This window comes from Colwellia sp. PAMC 21821, assembly GCF_002077175.1.
Classification (GTDB): Bacteria; Pseudomonadota; Gammaproteobacteria; order Enterobacterales; family Alteromonadaceae; genus Cognaticolwellia.
Genome location: NZ_CP014943.1, coordinates 287,652 through 303,660, shown reverse-complemented (window position 1 = coordinate 303,660; position 16,009 = coordinate 287,652). Strand labels below are relative to the sequence as shown.

Genomic DNA, 16,009 nt, shown 5'->3' with positions numbered 1-16,009 from the left:
AAGTAAAAATAAGCTAAACATTCAGCCAAGAAAAGAGACAGTAAACTACTGGTGGCTAGCAGTTATTAATGCTGTAATTACCTTAAAAGGAAACATTATTTTATTTGGCTTTTTAATAAGTTAGCACTATTGGTTACACTGGCAACTGTAGTTAAAATACCTAACATTGAAGCACCAATAATAGCAATAGATTGCCCTGACGTCAGAGCAACAGCCCCTATAATCAATATAACTAACAGTGCAATAGGTACTCTATAAGTTTTCCAAACACCTTCCTCTGCTTGAATCTCTAGATGGCTCATTGTTTCACTAGACTCAGCATTAAGTATAAATTGAGCAAAACTTTTATTTATTATTGTTAAATGATCTTTCTCCACTTTAATTAAACCATTTAAAGCTAAATGTTCGATCATCTGGTAATTTTGAGGATTTAATCTTCGTTGATTAGCTAAGTTATATAAAGCTAATTTTTCAGCGCTAGAGCATAACTCCCATTTAAAACGATATATAGGTTCAGCATGCATTAAAATATAATGAATTGTGCTCCATTCTTTACTTTTTTCAGATAAAGAAGGTGGCGGGTTGTCACATAATTTTTCTTTGTTCTGCTCTGATGGGTCATTGCAAATAAACATAGTCCTTAATTCAGGAAAGTTGGCAACCTCTAGATTTAAAAAATTTTTATCAAAGTCTATGTTGAACTTATCCGGCAATTTAATTTTAAAGTCCATTAAACACTCAGCCCATGACAAATATTCTGCATGCTTTAAAAGAAAATCATTATCCAAAGCAAGTAAGTTTTTCATTGCAACTCGTTGCAAGCTATGAAAGCTAGCGTAAATAGTAAAACAATTAAACTTACCTAATAAAGTTAAAGATTTTAACTCCATAATTAGATTTAAAAGCGAATGACGGCACTTGGGCTCATCTAAGCAGATTTCAATATCACCAATTTCAACATCTAATAGATTTTCACTTTCCCTGATGTTTAGCTTAACATTTGGTAGTTTCTTGTTTTCTTGTAAAAAATCTTGTAACACCGCACTTTCACTAAAAAGCAAAGGGAAATATTTTATTAATTCATTTGTTTGTTCATCATCATTATCTTTAGTTTCTGGTGGCAGTCCTATAATTTGATTTTTAATAGTTTGTCTACCTATTAAGTAATCTAAACCTACACTGTTAATTTTACTGCTACCACAGTTAATACGAAGTTTTTCATTTACTGTGTCTGGCTTTATTTTCTGTATTTCAGACGTAAGTTGACTAATATGTTCTAAAAGTTCAACAGAACAGTATAAACGTGTCCACAGCACTTTTTTAGTAAAAACAATCCAAGCTATTAAGGTTAAAATAATTAAAAGAACAAACCCAAATATCTGAAAATTAGCTGGATTAAGCTTTGTGTTTTTATTCGATAGTTCAGTATTTTTTTGTCCAGTAAAAATATTTCCCACCCATTCCCAAAAATAGTTTGTCCCTACAAGAGTAGATAAATATGGAAAATCCTCAGGGTGAACTACAGTAGAGTAACCTTCGCATGCAGTTAGCTCCTCTAGCCAATTATTATGGGACTGCAATATATCTATAGATTTAAAGTTATGTAACATTATTGAATTAGGAAAAAGCCTTATACCAATATTATTAAACTCTAACTTTTTTAAATTAGTTTCATTACAATATTGATTTTCATAGTGTTCTTGTAAAAATCCAAATGACACTTTTGCTGTAGTGTTCAAATAATTTATTTGAACAAAAGCCATAATAGTAGCGAGTAATACCAACTGGGTAAAAGCACCATGGTAGCTAAACATTGTTAGTTTTATAGTTTTACTCTTTGCGACTTTTACTGTCCATAACTGATACAGATGGTAAATAAACAAGCTGAATAAAATAAGGGCTGATAAATGAATAAAAGGCCAATCAAACACGGTACTCGTGAAAAAATCATTTAAATTTGGTGATAGAGTTAATAAAATAATATAAATAGAAAAAGTAATAGTACAAAATAGTGAGGATCCAAATAGGAATACACGTGTATCACTTTTAGAAAAAAAGTAGTTTTCTGTGTTGGGTGAAAGGTATAATGTTATTCTTTTACTTATAAAAAACATTAAAAATATCAGTGATAAAAAGAAAATAAGACTGAGCAATAAATATATAAATTGACTGGTCATAAAAGCATTCAGAGTATCATCAGGATAAAAAACAACGGTTGCCCAACTATCAACCACATTAGCTCTAACAAAGAACCGTCCCATTTGACCGTGATAATTTCCTTTTATAGCTTTATTCTTATCAACAATATTATCCTGCCCTTCTAGGCCAGCCTTAATCCATTGGGCTAAAATTGATTGGTCATTGCCAGCATAAAAAAGGTTTTCCACCATAGTTCTGCTTTCATTCGAATGAAATAGAATCTCACCACTCTTTCTATTGACTATCATATATGTGAAATCCATACCTGCTGGTTCACGCATTTCTACCGAGGGTAATAATATATCGGCTCCTAAAATATAAGATTTTGCTTTATCATGGCTTGCGAATCTGTTATTTTCATCGAATAATGGCATTGAAATAGTCGTGCCACGAGAGCCATTAGCTATATTTTGCAATCGTTGAATATAAACATTTTGAAAAATAGTAGACGAAAATTTTAATTCCCATGCATTATTATCCCTAACTTTTTTAAAATAATCACGATAAGATAAATTAAGCGTTTGTGGTAAACTATTGTCTTCATTGTAATTAATTCCAGGTAACCACGAATTACCTAAGCCATCAAGTGCAAATATGCTCAATATATTGTTAGGTAAAATATTCTCTTTACCTAAATTTGAATTCCCATTATTCCAATCTATATCTAAATAAGTTTCAACTTCTTCAACTTCTTTGTTCTCTATTACATTTACCTTTAAATACTCACTAAGAAAGCCAAGTGTTGGTGTTTTAATTTGTTTACTTAGATAAGCATCAACTAAGGTGTTTTGGGCTTCAATATCTAAAGAATTTTCAATATCTAAAGCATTTTCAATATTGTCATCGGGGAACAACTGGTATTCTTTATCTTGTGTGATGGCTGTAGTTATATTAAGTAAGCTAAGTTTCGTTGATTCTATTTCACTCAATGTTAAAGGTAGTACCTCGTTTAAGGGGGTGTTTTCATTGTTATCTACTACATCCTTAAGTATTTCAGAATAAAATTTTTGATATTTTTTCAATCTAGTGAACGATTCATTCAAATCATTGTTTAAATCTGATGATATTGCTGTAGTAAATTTAATTGCTTCAGAGTCTTTATATTCTTGTAAAGACAACATCTGTAAATAGGCTAATAACATTGCAACGATAACGAAGAAAAAAAGGTAGCAACAACTACACACAAAATAACGATAAAAACGAGTGATTGGGTGATTTAGGGGTAATAAATAAAGCCTTAACATTGCCAAAATAGTCAGCAAACTAACTAACAGAACAACTAATAAAGATATGTTCCATTGACCGGTACCATGCATTTTTAATTCGTATTTAGGGAGTAGGGCAACTATGTAAAGACTGAAAAATTCCACATCTTTCAATTCTTTACCTTCCACTTCTGTCTTGATTGTTAATGATTTAATTAACTTGAAAGGAAAAATGTAAACCCGAAATTCACCATAAGACAAATTCATATCAACATGGCTACTATAGCTGGGTAATTCTTCTTCTAGCTCCTCTTGTTTAGTATTAGTTTTAGTAGAAAAGCTAATAGGTTTATTTTGTTTCCTTATTTCTTGGCTGATACTAGTTAAATCTGAGAAAGAAATGTTTTTCTCGCCACCACTGGAATGAATAACTCTTGCATTACTATCAGAAAAAATTAGTTGACTAAATCCTTTACTAACTTTTGGTAACAAATCTTTAATACTTAATTTAGCATAAAGAACAAATGGGGTTTTATCCTCATTACTTTTCTTTATATGTATTTCATCACCTTGTATGTAGTATTTAAAAGTGTCTTTATCTTCTTTAACAGAATCTCCAGTTAATTTGTAACTTGGTAGTATGGATCTTATAGATGTACCACTTTCCTTACTTTCAATTAAGCGCTCGAGTTTAATTAAATTATCATTAAACTTCTTAGAGGTTTCGTAAAGTAAACGATAATAATCATGGTTAACATCAGTGTTTTGTGATTTTGTGTAAGAAAAGTAACCGATAATAGTAACCACAATAACGAGCAGGAATAAAAAGCCCCATTTACGTTTTTTTGCGGGTACTGGTGTTTTTTGCTGTAATACTGTTTGACTGTCCATAAAAACATCCCTGCTTTGTATTATAAAGTAAGGACCTAAAAAATTTAAAAATCAAGTTTACACTTTAATTATTTTTACTTGTTCACTGAGAGGTATCATAAAAATCATAGCAAAATTTTAATACCGTTATAAATAGTGTGTTTTTGACATTGATACTGATACTGTTTAAATTCAATGTGTATGCTTAGAAAAAATATTTACATAAAATTACGAAATCAAACTCTTTCTAGCCAGTAACCTGATATTGACGATTGAGAACAGTTGTAAACTGAAACGCAATTTGCTAGTTCAATCAAGCAGAGTTAGGTTGATTTTTTTATAATATTATAAATAGTTACAGACATTAAAATATATATAAAGCATTATATAATTAGCCATAATTGATATTATTTATATATAACATTCAGTTATCTAGGTTTAACCCTGCTTTGTTATTTCATTTATCAACAGACAAACGCAGCACGGATGAAGTTGCATGTATTAGCATGCAAATAGGATGTTGTAATCGATGACAGAGTTTTATAACGACAATGCTGATAAATTAGCTCAACAATACCTCTTTAAATCGTTTGATGAGGTACATCAAAGTTGGTCGCAGTTTTTACCTGTTGTTATAGCAAATCCTAATGCCCGTATTCTTGATTTAGGCGCCGGCGCTGGTCGAGATGCTAAGCATCTTGCTGAGTTAGCCGCTAAAACCCATGGTGATAAAAACAACATTCAAATATTTGCGGTTGAACCTGCAAAAAATCTGGCAGAAATTGGCGCACGCCAAACGGCTGGGCTTAACGTTAAGTGGCTCGAAGATACACTGCCGGCATTAAGTCACATAACTAAGCAAGAAGTCAGTTTTGATTTAATCCTTTTAAGTGCTGTTTGGATGCATATACCAACAAGTGAACGTGCTCGCGCTATTCGTAAACTTGCCAATTTACTAAAGCCAGGCGGTAAGTTAGTTATTTCTCTTCGACATGGGCAAACCGATGAAGAGAAAAAACAACGTAAAATGCACATTGTTTGTGCAGAAGAATTAAAACGTTTAGCCACTGATGTTGGTTTGTTCACAAAACTAGAAACTCCGAAAGAGGAAGACAAATTAGGTCGAAATCACGTTTCTTGGCAAACTGTTGTATTGCAAATGCCAGACGATGGCACAGGTGCATTCCCCTTTATCCGTCATGTAGCACTTAATGACGGAAAATCAGCCACACATAAATTAGCCTTATTAAGAGTTTTACTGCGCATTGCAGACGGTCATCCGGGTGCCGTGCTGCGCAGAGAATCATCGCCATTTGGCGATCGCGTTATTTTACCCGTTGGCTTAGTCGCGCTTTATTGGTGTCATCAATATAAAGCATTAATTGATAAAAAAGGCCTTTTCCAAACACCAAATAAAAACCCCAATATGGGCTTTATGAAAGCAGATGGCTGGCATAAATTAACTGATAAAGCAGCATCTGACTATCGTATTGGCAATATGCTCAGGGGGGAAGACGCCATTGCGTTGCATAAAACCCTATCAGCGGCAGTGAGCAATATTAAAACTATGCCTTGTCGCTACATTACCCAGCCGAATAGTACCCAAACGGTATTTGAAGTTGCCAGTAAAACGGTTAAAGCAAAAGGTAGTATCTTCCTTGATTTGCAAACACTTGAGCAATGGGGCGAATTTTCTCTGCCTGAATCTACTTGGCTAGCGTTCAATCGTTATGCCTGCTGGATTGAACCAGTATTGGTCAGTGAATGGGTTAAAACCATGGCTAGTTATGCAGGAAATAGCCAATATAAAGCCCCTGAAAATCAACACACATTATATCAAGCCCTAAACTGGGAAGAGCCAAAACGCACGACAATCGAAGTGCGTGAAAGGTTTGAACAGCTTAAAACAAATTTACCAAAGTCTGAGCAAATACGTTGTGTATGGTCAGAAAAATCATTAATGCAAAGTTACGATATTGACCACAGCATGCCATTCGCGCGCTGGCCAAATAACGACTTATGGAATTTACTGCCAACCGATTGCCAAGTAAATAATCAGAAAAGTGATAGGTTGCCAACCGAACATAAATTAAAACAAGCAAAAGACCGAATTCAACACTGGTGGCAAGTAGCTTGGCTAGATAACAACACGGCCAGTGCTGCACTGCCACTTGAAAAAAATAAAGTAAAAGATGTATCAGCAGGCTATCTAATAAGTACTAAATCTTTTACGCCAACAGCAACGCTAGAACAAACAACAGAAGACATGCCAGCAGAAAGTAAACGGTTTTTTGCTGAAGCGAATATTGCCTTACCGGGACTAAATTCAGATAATACTTCAATAGATGACTTGTTTGAAGCACTAGTAATGCAGCGCGGGCGGTTGAAAGAGATGCAGCAGTTGCGCGAGTGGTGATCTTAAAAGTTTATTTAAACACCTTTATTTGTATTGTTTAAAATTAAAGGGTGACATAGTTAGCTTCCATCACCCCATAGCCAATTTAGCCGTCTCATGCCACAAATACGCTGGCATGGGGTGTTTCAATTTCCAAGTAATATTCATCGGCTGGCTGCCTTCATGTTTTACAAAGTCGACAGGCCCAAAATTGACAAACCCCATAGTTCTTCCGTTTTCATCTTTACCTTGCTCACGCACAAATAACAGGTAGGTTTTTTTGGTTTCTTTCTGCGTAATGTAACCTAAGCCTCGGCCTGAATTTGGCCTCGCGCTATTTTGAGTTTGCCAGTGAAACAAGGTCGGACTGATGGCGTAGTCATGGTACATGGTTGTGGCTGAAAATTGCTTTTCGCATTTATTCAGAGTCACGAATAACAATTCAGTATTAGCGTTGGCGATATTTAAGACACCTTCACGGCTTGATGACTTTTTAGTAAAAGTGCTGTCAGCAAAAGCGACCAAAATATGTTCTTTCGGGTAACGCACATGCATTTTAAGGGGAGATGAATCGACCACTGGATTATGAACCTTTGGCATATCAAATTCGCTTACTTCAAGTCGTTCGATAAGTATTGCCATAACCTCAGATAGTTCGCTCATTAGTGTAGAGTCTTTAAGTGCTAGCAAGCTTTCAGGTAAATTAATAAACCCAGCTTGCTTACCTGATTTATCCCAAAAGTCGTAGTGGCACATTAAAGCAAATTGTTGCTGAATTTTTGTTGCATCATCATCAGAATTCATTGGTGCGATAGCAAAGCTATTATCGCAAAGCGCTTTAATAAAGCGTAAATAGGATATTGATGAGCAATTGAGTAAACGATTATTAATGGCACGATAATAAGCCGCATATAAGGCTTTATTCTCTGTCGCTATTTCCATGTTTTTACTGGTCGTAAGTAACAAAGACCAACCACCAAAAGTGCCATATTTAATTTTATAAATATCTTCTAAGGTAATATTAGGGTGGAACTGTAAAAAATTAGTCAGCGTTAACGGTAAGTTTGTAACATGAGGGTAGTTAATGATTAAGCTAATTAGCTTGTTTTTGTTTAATGTCGCTTGGCTAATGTTTTTCAGGATCATGGCTTGAGTTTTTTCTTGTAACTCAATGCGGCAGCCTAATGGTAGGTGAGGGAATCCTTGCTTAACTTCCTTCGAAATCGCCTGATTAGTTTTGCCGACTAATGCTCTAAATTTGTGTGAAAAGTCGTATTCAGGACGTGAATTGCCAACAAAATCTAAAATAGTGCAGCATTCTTTATCGTTAGTTAATCGCAAGCCACGACCCAATTGCTGTAGGAATATCGTTAAGCTTTCGGTCGGGCGTAAAAATAGTAAGGTGTCTAACTCTGGAATATCGACACCTTCGTTAAATATATCAACAACAAATAAGACATTAATTTGTTTTGATCTTAACTGTTGCTGCAAAACTTCACGGTCTTTACTGTTGTCACTGGTTAACACGCCGCAAGCAATATTATGTAGGGTGAACTTTGTAGCCATATACTTTGCGTGTTCTTTACTGACACAAAACGCCAGTGCTCGCATTTGAGGTATATCGGTAACAACTTCACTAAGGCTTTGTAGAATGCGTAAAACCCGTTGATCGTTATGTGTGTAAAGATTTGTTAGTTCGGCAATATCGTAACGGCCTTTAGCCCAAGGTATTTTAGTTAAGTCAGTATCGTCATCTATGCCAAAGTACTGAAAGGGTGAAAGGTGCCGTTGGTTGATAGCCTCAGGTAATCTGATTTCTGCAGCAATAACATGACAAAAGTCGCTTAGAATATCACTGCCGTCATGTCGTTCTGGAGTTGCCGTTAACCCCAATAGTATTTTAGGGGTAAAATACTTTAACACTGCACGGTAACTGCTTGCTGCAATATGATGAACTTCGTCAATAACAATGTAATCAAAGTAATCTTCACTTAACGCTAAAGTATCAATTTGATTGTTTAAGCTTTGAATTGAAGCGAACAAATGCTGATATTTGCTAGGTTTATTATTACCAACCCATAATTCACCAAATGTACTATTTTTTAATACACCACGATATGCACCCAATGCTTGTTTAAGGATCTCTTCTCTGTGGGCGATGAACAAAAATTTTGCCTCAGGATTTTTAGTATAGAAACGCGAAAAATCAAATGCAGAAATAATGGTTTTACCTGTTCCCGTAGCTGCCACTACTAAGTTTCGGTATCTGTTATGGAGCTCACGTTCTACCTGTAATTTTTCTAATATGGTTTGCTGGTGTGAATGCGGCTTTATATCAAAATAGAAGCTAGGTGTTGTGGGATTAAAGCTGCCTTTAGCTTCTTGCAGTGCGCTATTTAATTTATCACGACTTTCAATTTCACCATCAAAGTGTTCAAAGTCAGGTGATTCCCAATAGGTATCGAAGGTACTGAGTGACTTTTCGATAATATGCGGAATTTCTCTTGAAGTAATTTTTAGGTTCCACTCTAAGCCATTAGTTAATGCAGAATGAGATAAATTAGATGAGCCAATATAACCGGTATGAAAGCCTGTATTTCGCATAAATAGGTAGGACTTGGCGTGCAGTCTTTCACTTTGAGTATTGTAGCTTAGCTTTACTTGCGTATTTGGCAATGAAGCTAAAAACTCGACTGCTTTTGCATCGGTAGCGCCCATGTAAGAAGTGGTGATTATTTTTAACTGTTTGCCACTGCGAGCGAAAGCCTCTAGCTCTTTTTTAAATATTCGAATACCAGTCCACTTGATAAATGAAACTAACCAATAGATTTTATCAGAAGATTGAATTTCCCTTTTTATTTCGGTTTCTAATGAAATGCCAACATTGCTTCCACAAAATAATTCACTTTGCGTTAGCCCTGTTAGTGGCATTATTGCTTCAGCATATTTAGGTAGATCAGCGGCTATAGGATTCGACTTGTCGAATAACGCTGTCAGGATTTTACCTTGGCTATCAAGTAAATTTTCACTGATTAATTGTTCATCTTTTATGTGTTTACTAAGCCATTGGATAATAGTATTTGCTAGGTTAATTTGATCATGAATTCTTGTGTCGCCACTAGGAACTGAGTCCATAGCAATCTCAATAAGTCGAGTTAAAAAACGAGATAGCCAAGTTGCCGCTTCGCCAGCTTCGAGTAATCGTTCGCCGACATGAAAGGATTGTCGATCTAAATTTTGCTCAACTAATTGAGTAATTAATTGCTCATAAATACCCGTTTGATTCATGAAAATCCTTTTAAATACTGGTTTTTTATACGTTTTACTTAGTATAAACAGTTTAAATTTAATGGGTAAAGGATATTTTAATTAGTTCAAGTATAGGCAGGAGGGTATTTGACAAATTTTTGGTTGATCTACAAACTTTAATTGTTGACGGAAACACTCGAAAGTAAGAGGCGCGTGCCGCTTTATAACATACGCCTGTTAATCATTCAGAACCGTCTATACAAACCCACTAGGCACTAACTGCTTTAGTTTCTCATCGTAAAGCTGAGCAAGTTTGCTAAAGCCTTTTGAGGTTGGGTGTATTTCATTTGCCCATTCACTTTTGGTTAATGTTCCTCTCAGATCAATATAATGAAAATTACTGTATTGAGTTTGCAATTCTAGCAACAGGTTGTTAAATAAGTCCATAATGTAATTTATAACATCGGCTTGCTGTGAAGCTGGTACACCTTTTTTGTCCATGGTGGGTTTTACCCATGGTCCTGCAAGGGTAAATCCTGCGATTTTGAAGCCTTTATTACTTGGGATAATTCTGTCGTAGCCATGAACAATAATAGGGCAGTTACTTTGAGTGGCAGCTACCAAGTCAATCAACTCTATATACTTTTGTTTAAGTTCATCTAAACGCTGGAGTGTTGCCTGTTGATTGACACGGTTATGAGGGCCAACGCCGGTTGTATTATCTAAGATGTAGTTGGTGAGGTTCGATTCAACAATATCGTTACCGCCACCAGAATAGATCAACACGTCAAATTGATGTTCGTGTAGTACTTTTGTGAGGAGTTTTTTTTGACGGCCATCCATCATATCATCTAAAAGTTCATCGCCTGCTTTTTCGAAATGTCGAACATTAAAGGCACCAAGCTCAGAAATGTGGTCGTTTAAGTCACGGCCAACAGGGTAACCAAACCAGGAGTCACCTTCACTAAGCATTGACGGAGCATTAGGAAAGTCTCTTAAATCCTCCAAAAAGCGAACAGAATAAATACTAGAGCGATAACGGTTGCCTTTTCCTCTTCTTCTGGTCCTAGTGTTTTTCATTGTTAACTCCGTTGTATTTGACTGTTAATAGGCTGAATTATCGTTATGTTTATTAGTATATAATTATTGCTGTTATGCCGGACTTCTCTATATAAAGAGTATCTTAAACGGTTTATTAACCTATGGGGTGATGGACGGTTAACGATTGCAAGAGTGTAGCAATTAGGTTTATTGTAGTTGATCTATATCATAATGCTTTGGTATGAATGTCGCTGAAATTCCATAGGCTTAATTGATGCCTAACACCTATAATATAGGTTAGAGTACATATAAAAAATGTGTTAATAATTTATTCAGAGCTAAGCAATGCAACCGTCGAAACTGTATACCAAAAAGAGAAAATAAATCCTCATGTTGTGGTTTGTTATTGCTGTAAATTACTAACGTAATAACTTATAAATCCCAACCAAAAAACTAAATAATCAAAATAAACCCATTACCAAAACACAATGATATAAGTCAGTGATATTTAATTGTATCAAAATGTTTTACAATCCCTGAAAGTCTCACTGATAAAGGCAAGGATCAGCTGCTTAGTTTGAACAGGCGTAATTTTTTAAATTAAAATCAAAATTTAAAGCTCTTACGTTCAGTCCAAACAAAACATAATAAAGGTAACTGATGAAAGCATTTAGTCAATTCGTAGTAGTAGCTTATATTGCGTGTTTTATTGTCTCGACCAACGTATATGCAGCTGATACTAAGCAAGTTGAACAAAATAAGCATTTAGTTTTTGGTGTGGTTCCTCAGCAATCTCCGTCTAAATTGGCTCGCAAGTGGTTACCTCTGCTTAAATTTGTTAGTGAACAAGCAGGCATTGAGCTGCAATTTTCTACTGCGCCAGATATTCCAACTTTTGAAAAGCGATTAGCCCAAGGGCATTATGATATTGCTTATATGAACCCTTATCATTACGTTGTTTTAAGTAAGCAAGTCGGTTTTAAAGCGCTGGTGCACGAGCAAGATAAGAAAATTCAGGGCATTATTGTCGCTATTAAAAATAGTAGCATTGATAAACTGGAAGACTTGTCTGCACAAACTATTGCTTTTCCGGCGCCTGCATCTTTTGCTGCAACACTTATTCCTAAGGCCAACCTGGCACAACAGCATATTAGTTTTAAAAGTGAATACGTTAACTCTCATGACGAAGTGTATCGCAATATAGTTGCGGGCCGCTTTGTCGCAGGTGGCGGCATTATGCGTACTTTTAATGCCTTACCAGATTATTTTAGTAAACAATTAAAAGTGATTTGGACATCTCAAGGGTATACACCACATGCTATTGCTACGCATCCGCGGGTAAATAATGATATTCGTGAAAAATTACTTGCTGGTTTTTTAGCGGTTGCGAAGTCTGAAAAGGGTAGTGAATTGCTTACTCCTTTGCTTATGAAAGGTTTTACCGCGGCAGAAGATGAAGATTGGGATGATGTGCGTAGTTTAAATATTCAGTTGATGCTTGGACAGCATTAATAAGTTTCGTTGTGCTAAGTTCTTTGTGTTCGTTGTGTGAGCTACTTTGTGCTAAGTTTATTGTTTTAAATTCATTGTGTTAAATTAATTACTCAGTTTATTTAACATTCAGCAGTAGCGAACCGTAGGTCTAATAAATGTTATCACTCTATCCTGCCATTGAGCCTTTTAAGCATTACTTTCTCAGCGTTGCTAATGCAGCAATAACCAATGAAGATGCAACACAAACACATCAACTTTATGTTGAGCAATGTGGAAATCCGGCAGGTATTCCTGTGGTGTTTTTGCATGGTGGCCCGGGTTCAGGGTGTCGGCCTTCGCATCGATGTTTTTTTGATCCTGCTTTATACCATATTATTTTGTTTGATCAGCGCGGTTGTGGGCGCTCTCGTCCTCAAGGTTTGTTAGCCGAAAATACTACAGCGCATCTTGTTGAAGATATCGAATTAATTCGTCAGCACTTGGCTATCGACAAATGGTTAGTGTTTGGCGGCTCTTGGGGAGCTACCTTAGCTTTATGCTATGCGCAAAAATTTGCTGAAAGGGTAACTGGCTTAATATTACGCGGGGTATTTCTGGCTCGTCAACAAGATATTGATTGGTTTTATCGTGAAAAGGGCGCAGCTAAAATTTATCCTGATGCTTGGCAACACTTAGTTGAGCACTTACCTGTTTCGCAACAAGCTCAGCCGCTATCGGCCATATATCAACAGCTTTTAAGTGATAATAGCCAAGTATCAAACGCTATGCTAAATAAAATACAACACTGGGAAGCTAACCTAGTTTATTGGCAAAAATGGCTTACTCCAGATGAAGTTTCAGCCACCGAAGATGACAAAGTACCGGCCATTATTCAGCTTTATTATTCAATGAATCAATGCTTTATTGAGCATACCCCGATACTTGAACATGTAGATAAAGTTCGACATATTCCAACAACAATAATACATGGCCGTAATGATATGGTGTGCCCCGTTGAGCAAGCATGGTTATTAAAGCAACGTTGGCCTGAAGCACAACTGTCAATTATTGAAATGGCGGGGCATGTTGCCAGTGAGCCTAAAATTATTGCGGCGCTAGTAAAAACCACTGATAATTTTGCAAAACGAAAGTAAATAATGGTTAGTGTTGCATGCTTTATATTTGTTGAGCTAAGCAATAAAACAGTACTTTTAAAGCCATTTTTTTGCTCACGTTACCTTTATCCCTACATGCGCCTATACTTTTCCATCTAAAGTATGATTTTTTATTAAATGAAAATTAAATACAGTAACTGGGTAAGCAATGTTACAGTTAAATTTCATCAACCAAAGAGGAATAAATTATGTGGATTAAGCCTAATTTTGAAGAAATGCGTTTAGGATTTGAAGTTACTCTTTACATCAATAATCGTTAATTATTTTACATCATTAATAAATTACTTCAGTTATCTCTATTTGATGAATAACTGAGGTAATTAATTATCACCGGTTACTTCTCTCTTCCCACTTGTTTTATTTCGAGGCACATATGCAAATTTTAGTGCTAGGCTCAGCTGCAGGTGGCGGATTTCCACAATGGAATTGTCACTGCGCTAACTGTAAAGGTTTACGTGACGGCAGTATTAAAGCTACTGCGCGTACACAATCGTCAATCGCTGTCAGCCCTAATGGCAAAGATTGGGTGTTGATCAACGCATCTCCTGATATTCGTCAACAAATTAATCAATCACCACAACTTTGGCCTGAGCAGGGCAGTCGTGGTACTAACATTCGTGCGGCAATTTTAACCGACAGCCAAATAGATCACACCACTGGGTTGTTAACCTTGCGCGAAGGACTGCCACTGGAAGTTTATTGCAGTGATGTAGTCTATGAAGATTTATCTACCGTTTTTCCATTGTTTAATTTGTTAGAACACTGGCATGGCGGACTAAATTTTAATGCGATAGATACCGAAAAACGGCCACCATTTAGTGTTAAGGGGGTCGAAGATATAGTATTTGAACCGGTGATTATTGAATCGAACGCGCCGCCATATTCCCGCTATCGCGATAAAGTTGTCGACGGTAATAATATTGGCTTAAAGATTATTGATAAAACCAGCGGTAAATATTTATTTTATTTACCCGGTATTGTTGAAAGTAATGCTGAAGTAGAGCAAATATTGTCTAAAGCGAGTTGCGTGCTTATCGATGGCACATTATGGCTAGATGATGAAATGATTGCGCTAGGTGTTGGTAAAAAATTGGGCTCAGAAATGGGACATATGCCGGTAAATGGTGAATTTGGTACTGTTGCACTATTGAATAAGTTTCCGATAGAGCGAAAAATTCTTATTCACATTAATAACACTAACCCGATTTTGAATGAAGAATCTGCTCAGCATAAATTTGTTTTAGACAATGGTGTTGAAATTGCCACCGATGGCATGGAAATAACGATTTAACCTTACTTTATAGGATCCATTTTTATGCATGATTGGACCAAAGCACAGTTTGAAAAAAAATTAAAAGATAAAGGTCAGCTTTACCATATTCATCATCCATTCCATATTGCCATGCATAAGGGCGAGTGCAGTAAAGAAGAAATACGAGGCTGGGTTGCTAATCGTTTTTATTATCAAGCGAATATATCGATAAAAGACGCAGCCATTATGGCCAATTGCCGTGATATAGAAACTCGGCGGTTATGGATACAACGTATTATTGATCACGATGGTAGTGTTGGTGATGATAACTTAGGGGTATTGAAGCCTGGTTGCGTTTAGGTGAAGCCGTAGGTTTAAATCGACAAGATTTATTAGATGAAAAGTTTGTGCTGCCTGGTGTGCGTTTTGCGGTTGACGCCTATGTTAATTTTGCTCGCAGAGCTAACTGGCAACAAGCGGCATGTTCGTCATTAACGGAAATGTTTGCTCCTGAAATACACCAAAGCCGACTTGATTCTTGGCCGTCAAATTATCCGTGGATAAAGCCTGAGGGCTTAAGTTATTTTCAAATGCGTTTGTCGCAAGCGCGTCGTGATGTTAATCATGGTTTGCAAATAACTTTAGACCACTTTACTAGTCGCGCCCAACAAGAAGAGGCATTGAATATATTACAATTTAAACTCGATATTCTTTGGAGCATGTTAGATTCAATTTCATTAGCTTACCAGCAAGGCAAGGCGCCTTATCAAGCCATTTTAGGTGAAGAAGCGATAGCCAATCCTATTTACCACAAGGGGATATTTAAGTGAGTACAGCAGCATTAGCATCTAACAAAGTCCCCGTACTTAATACCATGTTTCGTTTTCAGTGGGAAAAAGCACAAAACTGTTTTGTGCTATTGTTTCCTGAAGGTATGGTTAAACTTAACGCTGGTGCTGGCGAGATTATGCAGCTAGTTGACGGTAAAAAAAGCGTTAAAGAAATTACTGATACCCTGAATGACAAATTCCCTGATGCTGGCGACTTATCCGCTGATGTGAATGAGTTTATTAGTACAGCGATTGAAAAAAAGTGGCTATATTATGAATGATCAAACCGCTACATCTGATTCAGTAGGCGAAACTCCTAG

General features: G+C 36.1%; 9 protein-coding genes and 1 pseudogene. 7 read left to right on the top strand and 3 right to left on the bottom strand.

What is annotated here, in order from left to right:
* Window positions 1-95: 95 nt before the first annotated feature.
* Window positions 96-4,295 (bottom strand): hypothetical protein, encoded by a 4,200-nt coding sequence (locus A3Q33_RS01165; RefSeq protein ID WP_081178136.1) that lies wholly within the window; start codon window positions 4,293-4,295, stop codon window positions 96-98.
* A gap of 508 nt (window positions 4,296-4,803) precedes the next feature.
* Between A3Q33_RS01165 and A3Q33_RS01160 the strand changes: the two genes are divergently transcribed.
* Window positions 4,804-6,690 (top strand): class I SAM-dependent methyltransferase, encoded by a 1,887-nt coding sequence (locus tag A3Q33_RS01160; protein ID WP_081178135.1) that lies wholly within the window; start codon window positions 4,804-4,806, stop codon window positions 6,688-6,690.
* Window positions 6,691-6,759: 69 nt separating this feature from the next.
* Here the strand turns inward: A3Q33_RS01160 and A3Q33_RS01155 are convergent, their stop codons facing one another.
* Entirely contained in the window at window positions 6,760-9,957 is a 3,198-nt protein-coding gene (locus A3Q33_RS01155) for a DUF3427 domain-containing protein (protein WP_081178133.1), read from the bottom strand.
* Window positions 9,958-10,173: 216 nt separating this feature from the next.
* Window positions 10,174-10,998, bottom strand: coding sequence for an SGNH/GDSL hydrolase family protein (locus A3Q33_RS01150; protein WP_155866669.1), 825 nt, complete (start codon window positions 10,996-10,998; stop codon window positions 10,174-10,176).
* Window positions 10,999-11,619: 621 nt separating this feature from the next.
* On the opposite strand from A3Q33_RS01150, the gene A3Q33_RS01145 reads away from it, so the two are divergent.
* The 6 genes and pseudogenes from A3Q33_RS01145 (at window position 11,620) to pqqD (ending at window position 15,970) form a co-directional block, all read left to right on the top strand.
* Complete coding sequence (locus tag A3Q33_RS01145) at window positions 11,620-12,471, top strand: phosphate/phosphite/phosphonate ABC transporter substrate-binding protein (RefSeq protein WP_081178129.1); 852 nt, start codon at window positions 11,620-11,622, stop codon at window positions 12,469-12,471.
* Between the two features lie 137 nt (window positions 12,472-12,608).
* Window positions 12,609-13,586, top strand: coding sequence for a prolyl aminopeptidase (gene pip, locus A3Q33_RS01140; RefSeq protein ID WP_081178127.1), 978 nt, complete (start codon window positions 12,609-12,611; stop codon window positions 13,584-13,586).
* Between the two features lie 209 nt (window positions 13,587-13,795).
* Window positions 13,796-13,867, top strand: a complete 72-nt coding sequence (gene pqqA, locus A3Q33_RS21015; protein ID WP_081182153.1) for a pyrroloquinoline quinone precursor peptide PqqA — start codon at window positions 13,796-13,798, stop codon at window positions 13,865-13,867.
* Between the two features lie 113 nt (window positions 13,868-13,980).
* Window positions 13,981-14,898, top strand: a complete 918-nt coding sequence (gene pqqB / locus A3Q33_RS01130; protein WP_081178125.1) for a pyrroloquinoline quinone biosynthesis protein PqqB — start codon at window positions 13,981-13,983, stop codon at window positions 14,896-14,898.
* A gap of 24 nt (window positions 14,899-14,922) precedes the next feature.
* Window positions 14,923-15,689: pseudogene (gene pqqC / locus A3Q33_RS01125) on the top strand (pyrroloquinoline-quinone synthase PqqC).
* Entirely contained in the window at window positions 15,686-15,970 is a 285-nt protein-coding gene (gene pqqD / locus A3Q33_RS01120) for a pyrroloquinoline quinone biosynthesis peptide chaperone PqqD (RefSeq protein ID WP_081178123.1), read from the top strand. Before pqqC ends, pqqD begins: the two are co-directional and overlap by 4 nt.
* The last annotated feature ends 39 nt before the right edge of the window (window positions 15,971-16,009 follow it).